The organism is Janthinobacterium sp. SUN211 (assembly GCF_030587315.1).
In the GTDB taxonomy this organism is placed as follows: Bacteria; Pseudomonadota; Gammaproteobacteria; order Burkholderiales; family Burkholderiaceae_D; genus Janthinobacterium; species Janthinobacterium kumbetense.
This window is the reverse complement of sequence record NZ_JAPWIC010000008.1, coordinates 70,558-82,734: the sequence shown is the minus strand read 5'-3', so window position 1 is coordinate 82,734 and position 12,177 is coordinate 70,558. Positions and strand designations below refer to the sequence as shown.

Sequence of the window (12,177 nt, the reverse complement as noted above, 5' to 3'; positions counted from 1 at the left end):
TTACGCCGCGATGGCGGACGGTGCCGCAGCGGGAACGGCGGCGCCGTTGCGGGCAGCGTTGCGCACATGCAAGAAGTACACGTCTTCCAGATCCGGGGCGATCTGCACGAAGCCGCTGTCGGGCTGGCTGTCGGCATACACATTGATTTGCGGCTTGCCGCCCACCAGGCGCGTCGACAGCACATTGTGCGACTGCTGGTACTGCGCCAGCTCGTCCATGCCGACGCTGCGGCGCCACACCTTGCCGAGCAGGGTGTCGATGGCCGCCTGCGGCTCGCCTTGCACCAGCACTTGCCCCTTGACGATCATGGCCATGCGCGGGCACAGGTCCGTCACGTCGTCGACGATGTGGGTCGACAAGATCACCACCACCTGCTCGCCGATCTTCGCCAGCAGGTTCAGGAAACGGTTGCGTTCGTCCGGGTCCAGGCCGGCCGTCGGCTCATCGACGATCACCAGGCGCGGCGCGCCCAGCAGCGCCTGGGCGATGCCGAAGCGCTGGCGCATGCCGCCCGAATACGTGCCCAGGTTGCGCTTGCGCGCTTCCCACAGATTGGTTTGCTGCAACAGGGCTTCCACGGCTTCCTTGCGCGGCCCCTTCTCCGTCAAGCCTTTCAAGACGGCAAAGTGGTTGAGCAGGGTTTCCGCGCTGACCTTCGGATACACGCCGAAATCCTGCGGCAGATAGCCGAGCTGGCGGCGCAGGCCGGCCTTGTCCTGCAGCACATCGACGCCATCGAAATGGATGCTGCCGCTATCGGGATCTTGCAATGTCGCAATGGTGCGCATCAGCGAGGACTTGCCCGCGCCGTTAGGCCCCAGCAAGCCGAACATTCCGTTGGGAATCTCCAGGCTGACATTGTTGATGGCCTTGACGCCATTCGCATACGTTTTGTTCAGCTGTTTGATCGATAGCATGTGCAGCACTCTCCAGAGCTTGGGTATGAAAGCCGGCAGATGCGTGTCTGCCGGTCTGTGGAAGGGGATCACCCTTGTTTTTCGTCAACCGCGATGGCGGATGTTACTTAAAAACAATAATATATAACCAATTGGAAGAAAATTAATGCTTTTGCGACCAAGGGAGGAAATGCAGGCATGAAATGCGGGAGGGCGGGGGTGAGTGACGGTGATAAGATCGCGGACTGGATGGACGCCATCGTGCGGGAAAGCTCTTCATGCATGCAATAGACAAGGTCATCGCGTTGCGCGCCATTGCCCCGGGCGAAGAGGGCGCATTGGCGCAGCTGTTTCAACTGTACTGCTATGACAATTCCGCCTGGAGCGGCGAGGCGCTGCTGGCCGATGGCCGCTATGACGTGTGCGACGCAGGACTGGCGTCGTATGTGCATGCCGCCGGCCACACGGCCAGCTGGATCGAGGTAGATGGCGAACTGGCTGGCTTTGTCCTCACGGAGCCTGGCATGGCGGGTGAGCTGCCGGTGCAGGAATTCAGCGACTTTTTTGTCCTGAAGAAATACCGGCGCCGGGGCGTGGCGCTGGAAGTGGTACGCAGGGTGCTGCTGGACAGCGCGCAGGCGTGGCTGGTGGCGACATTCCGCGACGATGCCGCTGCCTGCGCGTTCTGGCAGCAGGCGTTTGCGCGTCTGCCGTTTGCCAGGGTCGAGGCGTATGACGACCCTGCGTTGCCGCAGTTCCAGCTGACTGTGCTGAAACCGGCGGCTTGAGCGCGTTTAGAAGCGTACTTTCACATACGCCGACGGCCCCGTCAGGCGCACGTTCAGGTCGGCATCGCGTTCGCTGTCGCGGTGCAGCTTGATTTTCGAGATGCCGTAGTCGGCCACGAAACCGATATTTTTGAACGGAAACCATTCCACGCCGATATTGCCGCCGTAGATGTGGCCGTTGATGCGTCCGCCATTTTTCTTGATGCCCGACGCTTCCGCATACATGCGCAAGTCCGGTGTAAACGCGTGGCGCCAGCCCACTTCCAGCAGCGGCGCGAACGCGTGCTCGCCGATGGAATCGCGCGCCGTGGCCGTCTCGCCATTGACGATGCCGGTGGCCGTGCCGTTCAGGCTGGCGTGGTAGTAGGCGGCGCCCAGGCCGATGCCGAAGGTATCGTTGCCGCTGCCCAGCCACCATTTATAGGCCAGCTTGGCCAGGTCCAGTTTTAAATCGGCATTCGCCGTGGCCGTGCCCGTGACGGGCTGGCCATTGATGATGGTGTCGCCTGTCAGGCTTGGCGTGTAGGATTTGTCGTAGCGGTAGTAGTCGAATGCCAGGCCATGGCGGTCGCCGATCAGCAAGTCCGCCTTGATGCGGGGGATGGTCGTGTGGCTTTGCTTCGATTCGGGCGCATCGATGCGGCCAAACTGCGTGTCGGCGCCGATATTGATGCGCGGATCGGCGGAAAACGCCCCCACCGAGATGCTGACGCGATCCAGCGCGGGCGACGGTTCCGCCCGCGCCGTGGCGGCGGCCGTGGCGACACCCAGCACGCCCAGCATCATGGTGCTGCGCAAGGCAAGATGGCGCAAACGTGGCGGGGTCAGGCGGGCGGGAACGGGCGTGGCAAACATGGGGCTACTCCTCAAGATAAAGTGAACGGGCCGCGACGTCGGGGCGGCTGGCGTGATGCGGTAATGCAATGAGGAAATGGTAGCAATTGTTACTTTTGGATCACGTAGCCGCACGACGCAAATTTCCGTCGGATTTGTCCTACCGTGTGTAAGAGCCGGTACACATGCCGGCATTGCCTGCAAGGGGGAACGCGGGCAGAATGGTGTGTACGAGGAGGAGACACCGCATGAAAATTGCTGCCATTTCCGATATTCACGGCAACCTCGATGCGCTCGAGGCCGTGCTGGCCGACATCGCCCTGCGTGGCGTGGACATGATCGTCAACCTGGGCGATATCGTCTCGGGCCATCTGCAGCCGCGCGCCACGGCGGCGCGCCTGATGGGGCTGGACTTGCCCACCATCCGCGGCAACCACGAGCGGCAATTGTTCGGCGACCCGGCCCGTATGGGCGTGTCGGACGCTTTTGCGCGCGCGCAACTGCTGCCTGAACAACTCGTGTGGATCAATGCGCTGCCTGCCACCTTGCGCTTGCGCAAGGATGTGCTGCTCGTGCATGGCACGCCGCAAAGCGATCTCGTGTATTTTCTCGACAGCGTCACGCCGCAAGGCAGCCGCGCCGCCACGCCGGACGAGGTGGCCGAACGGGCCGGGACGACGGACGCGGCCTTGATCCTGTGCGGCCACACGCACATGCCGCGCCAGGTGCGCTTGCCCGATGGCCGGCTGGTCGTCAATCCGGGCAGCGTGGGCTTGCAAGCCTACGACGACGACCATGGTTATCCGCACGTGATGGAAAACGGCACGCCGCATGCGCGCTATGCCATCGCCGAGCAGGGTGCCGATGGCGCCTGGACGGCGCAGTTGCACGCCGTGGCATATGACTGGGAAAAGGCAGCCCGGCTGGCGCTGGCGAACGGGCGGCCAGACTGGGCCGCGCCCTTGCGCACGGGCCGGGTCGGCTGATCAGCGGAACTCTTCGGCTACCAGGTTGTACTTCTGCATCTTGTGGTACAAGGTTTGCTTCGGCAAGCCGAGCACCGCACTCACTTCACTGACATTGCCGGAATATGCGCGCAGTTCCTGTTCGATCAGTGCGCGTTCGAAGCCGTTGACCTGTTCCGCCAGCGACAGGGGACTGGCCAGCCCGGCCGCCAGCAAGCTCGAGGCGCCGCCGGCGATGCCCAGCACGAAGCGGTCGGCGATATTGCGCAGCTCGCGCACATTGCCGGGCCAGGAATGGGCCATCAGGTTGCGCATCTGCGCGCTGGAGACGACGGGCGCGGCGCGGTTGTAGCGGGCGGCGGCGGCCAGCACGAAGTGTTCGAACAGGATGGGAATATCCTCGCGCCGTTCGCGCAGCGGCGGCAGATGCAGCACGATCAGATTCAGGCGGTAGTACAGGTCGCTGCGGAATTTCTGTTGCTGCGACAAGTCTTCCAGGTCCAGCTTGGCCGCCGCGATGACGCGCACGTCGACGGGCGTGGGCACGTTCGAGCCCAGGCGCTCGATATAGCGTTCCTGCAACACGCGCAGCAATTTGACTTGCAGGGACAGGGGCAGCGATTCGATTTCGTCGAGGAAGAAAGTACCTTGATCCGCGTGCTCGATCTTGCCCACTTGCCGCTTGGCCGCGCCCGTAAATGCGCCCGGTTCGTGGCCGAAGACTTCGCTTTCAAAAATGCTTTCGGGAATCGCGCCGCAGTTGACGGCGACGAAGTTGTGCTTGCGGCGGTGGCTGAAGTCATGCAGGCAGCGCGCCACCATTTCCTTGCCCGTGCCCGTGTCGCCATAGATCAGCACGTCGGCCGGTTCGTTGGCAACGTCGAGTATCAGGCGCCGTATGTCGCGCATCGCCACGGAATTGCCCAGCAGGCGCGCTTCGATGCCGCCGCCGTCCTCGAGCTGGCGGCGCAGGCTGTGCACTTCCAGGGTCAGGCGCCGCGTTTCCAGCGCGCGCAGGATGACGTCGACCAGTTGCTCGGATGAATACGGTTTTTCGATGAAATCGTAGGCGCCCGTGCGCATGGCGTGCACGGCCATCGTGATGTCGCCGTGGCCCGTGACGAGGATCACGGGCAGGTTGGCGTCCAGCGTCTTGACCGCCTGCAGCAATTCCAGGCCGCTCATGCCGGGCAGGCGCACGTCGCTGACGACGATGCCGGGGAAATCCGGCGTCAGCAGTTTATAGGCCAGCTCGGCCGAGTGAAACGCCAGCACGTCCAGGCCGGCCAGCTGCAGGGCCTGCTCGCTGCCTTCGCGTACGGTGGGGTCGTCCTCGACCAGCAAGACCTTCAAGCCGTCAAACATGTTTTTCCTCCTGCGTTGCAATCTGTAGTTCGATGGTGAAGATGGCGCCGCCGCCGGGGGCGTTTTCGGCGCGCAGCACGCCGCCGAACTGGCGCGTGATCTGTTCGGAAATGGCCAGCCCCAGTCCCAGTCCCAGGCCTTGCGGCTTGGTGGTGAAGAACGGTTCGAACAGATGTTCGCACACTTCCGTCGACAGGCCAGGTCCCGTGTCGGCCACGTGGATCAGCACGTGCTCCTGCGTGCATTCGACGGCCACGCGCAGGCTGCGCACGTCGCTGCCATTCATGGCGTCGAGCGCGTTGGCGTACAGGTTCACCAGCACCTGTTCCAGGCGGTTGCTTTCGCACATGGCGAAGATGTCTTCGGGCGGCAATTGCAAAGTAAAACGCACATTTTCCACCTGCAGCCGGCGTTCGACGAGGAACAGGGCGTTGCTGATCGCCGTGGGGATCGAGACGGACGTCAGGCTGGTGGTCGACTTGCGCGCAAAAATCTTCAATTGACCCGTAATGGTCCCCATCCTGGCCGCAATTTGCGAGATCTTCGCCAGGTTGCGCCGCGCGTCGTCGAGCCGCCCGCGTTCGAGCAGGATGACGGCATTGTCGGACATGGTGCGCAGCGCCGTCAGCGGCTGGTTGAGTTCATGCGTGATGCTGGCGGACATCTGTCCCAGCACGGCCATCTTGCCGGCTTGAAACAGTTCGTTTTGCGTGATGTGGAGTTTTTGCTCGGCCTTGCTGCGCACGTCGATTTCCTGGCTCAGGCTTTGCGTCATGGCATTGAGTTCCGACGTGCGTTCCTCGACCATGGCTTCCAGGTTGTCGTACGCATGCTGCAAGTCTTCGCGGGCGCGCAATTTTTGCGCCACGGCCGCGCGGCGCTGGCGCAGGTAAAAGAACAGCAGCATGAAGAAGCCCAGCAGCACGCAAGAGAAGGCGGCCGCCGCGCGCGCGCTGGCCTTGGCCTGCGCCAGGTCGGACAGGTAAATGAACGTCCAGCCTTGCGGGGACTTGAGTTTGATCTGCGTCATGACGCTGGAGCTGATCTTCGGCGGCGTGTCGGCGTGTTCCTGCTCGCGCACGCTGATCACGCGGGCGCCATTGCCCAGCTGGCGGTCGGATACGAAGGGGATGGCTGCCAGCTGCTTCGAATAATACTGGCGCGTGCGGTTGAGTTCTTCGACGATGGCGGGCGACAGCGGCGCCAGGGTCTTGTATTTCCAGTCCGCCATGGAGCTGAGGAAGATCACGCCGTGCTCGTCGGCCAGCATGACCTTGTCGGCGCCCTGCACCCAGCGTTTTTCCAGGTTTTCCAGGTTCACCTTCACCGTTGCCAGGCCCAGCATGTGGCCATTCTGGTAGATGCCGTGGGCAAAGAAATAACCGGGTTCCAGCCGCGTCGTGCCCACGCCATAGAAGCGGCCCGGCGTGCCGCGCAGCGCATCCTGGGCGTAGGGGCGGAACGAGATATTGTCGCCAATAAAACTATCGGGCTGCTGCCAGTTGCTGGCGGCCCGCGTGTTGCCGTCGAGGTTGCTGATGAAAATGGTCGATGATTTCGCCTGAGCATTCATTTGCTCGAGGTAATGGTTGACCGTATCGACCAGCACCGGGTCTTCCGGATGCTGCAGCAAGCGGATGACGTCGCGGTTCAGTTCCAGCGTCTTGGGCAGGAAATCGTATTTTTCCAGCGCATTTTCCAGGCTGCTGACATATACCTCGAGGCGCTGCGCGCCGCTGGCCTGCAGCTTGCCGATGGCGATGCGTTCGGTCCAGAAATACACGAGCCAGACGGTGGCCAGACAGGCGGCCAGCACCACGCCCCAGGCCAGCGTTTCGCGGCCCGACCGTTGCGACAGGCGCTGGCGCCAGGAAAGGGAGGGTTTCGTAGTACTGCTATTCATAAAATCAGCTGCCAACTTGCAAGAACCCACAGTATCGCATTTAAATATTGCGTAAAAAGAAAAAGCCGCCGGATATGCATCCGGCGGCTCACACTTCTATGTCACGGACAGCTCGACGTCCTTAGAAGGTATGGCGCATGCCCAGGTTGAAACCGCTGTTGCCGGTGCCATTGTCCGTGGCATTGCCGACGACGAAGGTAGCGCCGTTCTTGTTGCTGATGTGGCCGTAACCGGTGTACAGGTCGCTGCGCTTGGACAGGGCATAGAAGGCGCCGATGGCCCACTGCTGGGCGTCACGGTTGGCAATGCTCTTGTCGTTGTGGCGGATGTACGACGCGACCAGCTTGGTGGCGCCGAACGGGGCGCTGAAGCCGACCAGGATGTCGTTGCTCTTGCTGTTGTCGAGGGCGCGGTTGTCGGCGTAGCCGAAGTTGCCTTGCAGCACGCCAAAGTCGTAGCGCGTGGCCAGCAGGGTGTTGCGCGTTTGCTGGGTCGCCAGCGCATTTTCCTTGCGGTGGTGCGTCAGGGTCACGTTCAGCGGACCGTCGATGTAGTGCACGGCGCCGCCCATGCTGCGGTTTTTCGCATTGTCGCCAGCTACTTCGCCAAAGCCATACGCCAGGTCGGCCGACAGGTGGCTATAGGTCGGCGTGGTGTATTGCACCATGTTATCGACGCGGATATTCGTCACCATCAGGTTCGATGCCGTGCCGGCCAGGCCGATGACGAACGGATCGGCCACGTCGCGCAGGGCCAGGTAGTACGGGGAATATTGGCGGCCCAGGGTGACGGCGCCGGCGCTGCCGGTCAGGCCGACATATGCCTGGCGGCCGAACAACAGACCGCCCTGGCCCGAGGTGCCGGTGTCGATATTGAAACCGCTTTCCAGCACGAAGGTAGCGGCCAGGCCGCCGCCCAGGTCTTCCTTGCCCTTGAAGCCGATGCGCGAGCCGGAAGCGACGCCGGAAGCGACGCGGTTCAGGCGGTCTCCAGCCGCATCCTTGTCGAACACCAGGCCGGCGTCAGCCACGCCGTAGATGGTCACGCTCGATTGGGCCATGGCGCCAGTGGAGGCTGCGCCGAGGGTCAGCAGGGTAAACAGGACTTTTTTCATGAAAATCTCTCTAATAAGTTGGAATGACTACTGATCGCACTACCTGACTGCTTGTTACTCAACATCGACAACAAATAAATGGCCCGCTTGTGGCGGGCCATGGCGCTATCAGGCTTTGCTAGCGTGATCCGCTTCGCCCCAATGGCTTTCCGTGTTCAGGCTGGCCGCGTTGGCCGCGGCGGCTTCTTCCTCGGTGGCCAGGCCACCTTCCCACTTGGCGACGACGGCCGTGGCGACGGCATTGCCGACCGCGTTGGTGGCCGAACGGCCCATGTCGAGGAATTGGTCGACGCCCATCAGCAGCAGCAAGCCCGCTTCCGGAATATTGAACTGGTTCAGGGTAGCGGCAATCACCACCAGCGAGGCGCGCGGCACGCCGGCCATGCCTTTCGAGGTCAGCATCAGCAGCAGCAGCATGGTGATCTGGGTGCCGATCGACAGGTCGATGCCGTAGGCTTGCGCAATGAACAGCACGGCAAAGGTGCAGTACATCATCGAACCGTCGAGGTTGAAGGAGTAGCCCATTGGCAACACGAAGCTGGAAATCTTGCGGTCCACGCCGAACTGGTCGAGCGCCGTCAGCAGTTTTGGATAGGCCGCTTCCGAGCTGGCCGTCGAGAATGCCAGCAGGAAGGGTTCGCGGATCAGGCCGACCAGTTTGAAAATGCGCGGGCCGATGACCACGAAACCGGCGCCGATCAGCAGGGCCCACAGGCACAGCAGGCCTACGTAGAAACCGCCCATGAACTTGGCAAACGTGACCAGCACGCCCAGGCCGTGGGTGGTGATGACGGAAGCCATCGCGGCGAATACGGCCAACGGAGCCAGGTTCATGATGGTGCCGGTGATGCGCAGCATGACTTGCGCCAGCTGGTCGACGACGGCCGTCAGGGTCTTGCCCGATTCGCCCAGGCCGGCCAGTGCGCCGCCGAAGAAGATCGAGAATACCAGCACTTGCAGGATTTCATTGTTGGCCATGGCCTCGATCGGCGACTTCGGCACCAGGTGCGTGAAGAAATCTTTCAAGGTGAAGGCGGCCGTTTTCAGATTGGTCGACGCGTGGATGTCCGGCAATGGCAAACCGAGGTTGGTTCCCAGCTGCATCAGGTTCGACAGCACCATGCCCAGCGCCAGCGACACCAGCGAGGCCACCACGAACCAGCACATGGCTTTCAGGCCGATGCGGCCCGCCGTCTTGCCGTCGCCCATGTGGGCGATACCGACGGTCAGGGTGGAGAACACCAGCAGCGCAATGATCATCTTGATCAGGCGCAGGAAGACGTCGGTGACGATAGAAATATTGCCAGCGATTTGAGCGCTGAGCTTGGCATCAGGGAAAGCGGTGTTGCATCCATAGCCCACGGCAATGCCGAGGATCATGGCAATCAGGATGTACAGGGTTAATGGCCGTTTCTTTTTCATTTTGACTCCTCCGGTGAAACGCCGCTGTGAGCGGATTATTGATAGCGAGCAACTCAAGCTTGGAGTCAATATTTCTCAAAAACAAGCCCTTGCGTGCCAGCGATTATTTGCAGCAAAACCTGTACATAGCAAAGGATATGCCTGAAATGGGAATTTGGAACCTAACTTCTTAAGTTGTTGATTTAAGGATGCTTTTTTGTTGTTTAGATGTCGCAACTTGGCGCGCTTGCGCGAAATATTGGACGCGGCGGGATATCGCTGTATGACTTTTCATACGCTAGTCGCGGCAGGGCGGCGGTGCGCCAAAAAGACAAGATTATCAGGACAATAAAAAAGCCCCTCCGAAGAGGGGCTTGATGTGACGCAATGCGTGTTCTCTTGACGTTAGAACTTGATATTCGCCGTCAGGCTGAACGAACGGGGCTGGCCCGGGGTGTAGCGGAAGCCGGACTTGTTGATGGCCGCCACATAGGTCTTGTCGGCCAGGTTGTAGGCGTTCAACTGCACGTCGAGGTTCTTGTTGACGGTGTAGGTTGCCATGGCGTCGAAGACCCAATAGGCATCCACGCGGGCCGGCGTGCCGACGGCGCCGTCGGTGCCGCGCAGCATTTCACCCACGTAACGCGCGCCGCCGCCGATCTTCAGGCCGAATGGCAGGGTGTACGAAGTCCAGCTGGTGAACGCCTGTTTTGGCGTGTAGGTGAGGTTCTTGTCGCCGCTGGCCGTGAAGACCTTGTTCGACTCGACCTTGGTATTCATGCGGGTGTAGCCGGCGCTGACCAGCCAGTTCGGCATGATTTCGCCTACCACGCCCAGTTCCAGGCCTTGCACGCGTTTCTTGCCGGTCTGGTAATAAATGGTCGAGATGACGGGATCTTGCTCCACTTCATTCTTGACGGTGGTCTGGTAGACGGCGGCCGACAGCGACAGTTTTTGCTTCAGGAAGTCCCACTTGGTGCCGATTTCCTTGGTGATGGTTTCCTGTGGGTCATAGTTCAGGTTTTGCGCGCTGCTGGCGGCGGTGCTCAGGGCAAAATTGGTGCCTGGCGGTGCTTTCGACGTGGCCAGCAAGGCGTACACGCTGCTGTCCGGCGTCGGCTTGTACATGGCCGAGATCTTGCCGTTGGCCAGGGTGTCGCTCAGGGTCAGGTGGGTGGGAATTGGCGTGCCCACTGGCAATGGCTGTACCGCAGGCGCAGTCACGGCCCCTTGCAGGGCGACGGCGTCATACGTGGTGTTGAAATGGTCGAAGCGCACGCCGCCGTTGAAGAGCCACTTGTCGCCGAACTTGATGGTATCGAACATATACAGGCTTTGCGTGTTGACTTCGCCTTCGGTGAAGGCGCCGCTGCGCACAGGGTTGTGGCCGGTGACGGTGTCGCGCGGATTCGGCTTGTACAGGTTCGCTGCCGGCAAGGTGCCCAGGCTGGCGGGCACATAGCTGTAGTTGGTCTGTTTTTCGCTGGTGAACTCGGCGCCGGCCACCACGGAGTGCTTCAGCACGCCCGTGTCGAATTGCGCGCTGACCACGGTCTGGTTGGTCAGGATCGTGTTTTCCTGGTCCTTCACGGTGCGCAGCGAGCGCGCCAGGGTCCAGGTCGACGGATCGGTGGTGACCGGTGTCTTCAGGTTGCCCATGCTGCCCATGAAGGCCGTCAGCAGGTAGTCTTGCTTGGTCTTGCCGTAGCGCGTGGTGTTCTGGATCTGCACGTTGGGCGAGAAATCATGGTCGATGCGCAAGGTGCCCATGTCGGCCTTGATCTTGTCGTAGTCCGAGGTGGAACCGTAGAAATTCTTCGGATCGACCCTGGCGGCGCTGTTCAGGAAGCTGCGGATGACCGGTTGATCCTTCGTTGGAACGTCCGGTGTCGAGTAGCCCGGCAAGCCGATGGTCGGCACGCCGCCGTCGGGCACGTTGTTTTGATCCACGTGCAGGTAGCTGGCCGTGATGCGCGTTGGTTTACCGATGCCGAAGGTGACGGTGGGCGCGAAGGCCCAGCGCTTGTTCTTGACTTCATCGCGTGCCGGGTTGCCGCTATCCTGCGTCATCAGGTTCAGGCGCAAGGCCGTGCCCGTATCGCTGTCGAGGATGCGGTTCCAGTCGGCCGTGGCGCGTTTCTGCTTGCCGCTGCCCGCCGTCAGCAGCGAATTGAATTTGTTTTCCATGGTGGCCGTCTTGCTGACCAGATTGATCGAGCCGGTCGGCGAGCCGCGGCCGCTGTCGGTGCCCGCCGGGCCCTTCAAGACGTCGATCTGTTCGATGTTGAAGACGTCGCGCGAAATGGAGCCCACGTCGCGCACGCCATCGACATAGATGCTGCCGGACGAATCGAAACCGCGCATGTAGACGGCGTCGCCCGTGTTCGTGTTGCCGTTTTCACCGAGGAAGAAAGTGCCGACGCCCGGCGTGTTGCGCAGCGCATCCGTCAGGGTCAGCGCGCCTTGCTGTTCGATCAATTCCTTCTTGATCACGACGATGGTTTGCGGCGTGTTGACCAGCTCTTCCGTGTATTTCGGCGACGAGGCTTTCTCGGCCTTGAAATCATTTTCCTTGGAACCAATGACCTTGACTTCGTTCAGGGTTTGCTGCGATGCAGGCGCGCTCTGGCCGGCCGGATCGGCGGCCTGGGCGGCAACGGGCAGCAGCATCACGGCCAGGGCGGCGCCGATGTGCTGGTTGAAACGGGATTGGACGTGTTTGCGGCTCTTGATTGCCATCTTGCTCTCTCGAAAAGGTCAGGTAGTGGTTCCTGGCTGGCTGCGCGACGCTGTGCTGTGGCAAGCGGGCAAGTGGCTGGCGATGGACGGGTTGGCAGACATTGTAATTATTGGGCGCTAATTCGTAAATGAGAATCGTTATCAGTCTCGTTTACGCAACGAATTGGGTGT

The 12,177-nt window shown here is 61.4% G+C and carries 9 protein-coding genes; 2 read left to right on the top strand and 7 right to left on the bottom strand.

Annotated features, from left to right (window positions below; all coding sequences use genetic code 11):
• The gene (locus O3301_RS23400; RefSeq protein WP_305057640.1) at window positions 1-918 is read right to left on the bottom strand and encodes an ABC transporter ATP-binding protein; all 918 of its coding nucleotides are present in this window, start codon (window positions 916-918) and stop codon (window positions 1-3) included.
• A gap of 257 nt (window positions 919-1,175) precedes the next feature.
• On the opposite strand from O3301_RS23400, the gene O3301_RS23395 reads away from it, so the two are divergent.
• Window positions 1,176-1,685, top strand: a complete 510-nt coding sequence (locus tag O3301_RS23395) for a GNAT family N-acetyltransferase (RefSeq protein ID WP_305057639.1) — start codon at window positions 1,176-1,178, stop codon at window positions 1,683-1,685.
• 6 nt (window positions 1,686-1,691) lie between these two features.
• Here the strand turns inward: O3301_RS23395 and O3301_RS23390 are convergent, their stop codons facing one another.
• Window positions 1,692-2,540: a hypothetical protein gene (locus tag O3301_RS23390; protein ID WP_099666128.1), complete on the bottom strand. Its 849-nt coding sequence runs from the start codon at window positions 2,538-2,540 to the stop codon at window positions 1,692-1,694.
• Between the two features lie 227 nt (window positions 2,541-2,767).
• On the opposite strand from O3301_RS23390, the gene O3301_RS23385 reads away from it, so the two are divergent.
• Window positions 2,768-3,505, top strand: a complete 738-nt coding sequence (locus O3301_RS23385; protein ID WP_305057638.1) for a metallophosphoesterase — start codon at window positions 2,768-2,770, stop codon at window positions 3,503-3,505.
• Here O3301_RS23385 and O3301_RS23380 read toward each other — a convergent pair whose 3' ends face one another.
• The 5 genes from O3301_RS23380 to O3301_RS23360 form a co-directional block, all read right to left on the bottom strand.
• Window positions 3,506-4,849 carry a sigma-54 dependent transcriptional regulator gene (locus tag O3301_RS23380; protein WP_289900513.1) on the bottom strand — a complete coding sequence of 448 codons (1,344 nt, stop codon included), beginning with the start codon at window positions 4,847-4,849 and terminating at the stop codon, window positions 3,506-3,508.
• Window positions 4,842-6,752 (bottom strand): ATP-binding protein, encoded by a 1,911-nt coding sequence (locus O3301_RS23375; protein WP_289900512.1) that lies wholly within the window; start codon window positions 6,750-6,752, stop codon window positions 4,842-4,844. The genes O3301_RS23380 and O3301_RS23375 overlap by 8 nt, the downstream gene beginning before the upstream one ends.
• A 121-nt stretch (window positions 6,753-6,873) precedes the next feature.
• The gene (locus tag O3301_RS23370; RefSeq protein ID WP_289919916.1) at window positions 6,874-7,866 is read right to left on the bottom strand and encodes a porin; all 993 of its coding nucleotides are present in this window, start codon (window positions 7,864-7,866) and stop codon (window positions 6,874-6,876) included.
• A gap of 108 nt (window positions 7,867-7,974) precedes the next feature.
• Complete coding sequence (locus O3301_RS23365) at window positions 7,975-9,288, bottom strand: dicarboxylate/amino acid:cation symporter (protein ID WP_077398166.1); 1,314 nt, start codon at window positions 9,286-9,288, stop codon at window positions 7,975-7,977.
• Window positions 9,289-9,672: 384 nt separating this feature from the next.
• Window positions 9,673-12,006: a catecholate siderophore receptor Fiu gene (locus O3301_RS23360; protein WP_289919918.1), complete on the bottom strand. Its 2,334-nt coding sequence runs from the start codon at window positions 12,004-12,006 to the stop codon at window positions 9,673-9,675.
• Window positions 12,007-12,177: the final 171 nt, after the last annotated feature.

Bases quoted from the DNA above. Each gene is read 5' to 3' on its own strand.
- O3301_RS23400 (WP_305057640.1), bottom strand. From the start codon at position 918: ATGCTATCGATCAAACAGCTGAACAAAACGTATGCGAATGGCGTCAAG.
- O3301_RS23395 (WP_305057639.1), top strand. From the start codon at position 1,176: ATGCATGCAATAGACAAGGTCATCGCGTTGCGCGCCATTGCCCCGGGC.
- O3301_RS23390 (WP_099666128.1), bottom strand. From the start codon at position 2,540: ATGTTTGCCACGCCCGTTCCCGCCCGCCTGACCCCGCCACGTTTGCGC.
- O3301_RS23385 (WP_305057638.1), top strand. From the start codon at position 2,768: ATGAAAATTGCTGCCATTTCCGATATTCACGGCAACCTCGATGCGCTC.
- O3301_RS23380 (WP_289900513.1), bottom strand. From the start codon at position 4,849: ATGTTTGACGGCTTGAAGGTCTTGCTGGTCGAGGACGACCCCACCGTA.
- O3301_RS23375 (WP_289900512.1), bottom strand. From the start codon at position 6,752: ATGAATAGCAGTACTACGAAACCCTCCCTTTCCTGGCGCCAGCGCCTG.
- O3301_RS23370 (WP_289919916.1), bottom strand. From the start codon at position 7,866: ATGAAAAAAGTCCTGTTTACCCTGCTGACCCTCGGCGCAGCCTCCACT.
- O3301_RS23365 (WP_077398166.1), bottom strand. From the start codon at position 9,288: ATGAAAAAGAAACGGCCATTAACCCTGTACATCCTGATTGCCATGATC.
- O3301_RS23360 (WP_289919918.1), bottom strand. From the start codon at position 12,006: ATGGCAATCAAGAGCCGCAAACACGTCCAATCCCGTTTCAACCAGCAC.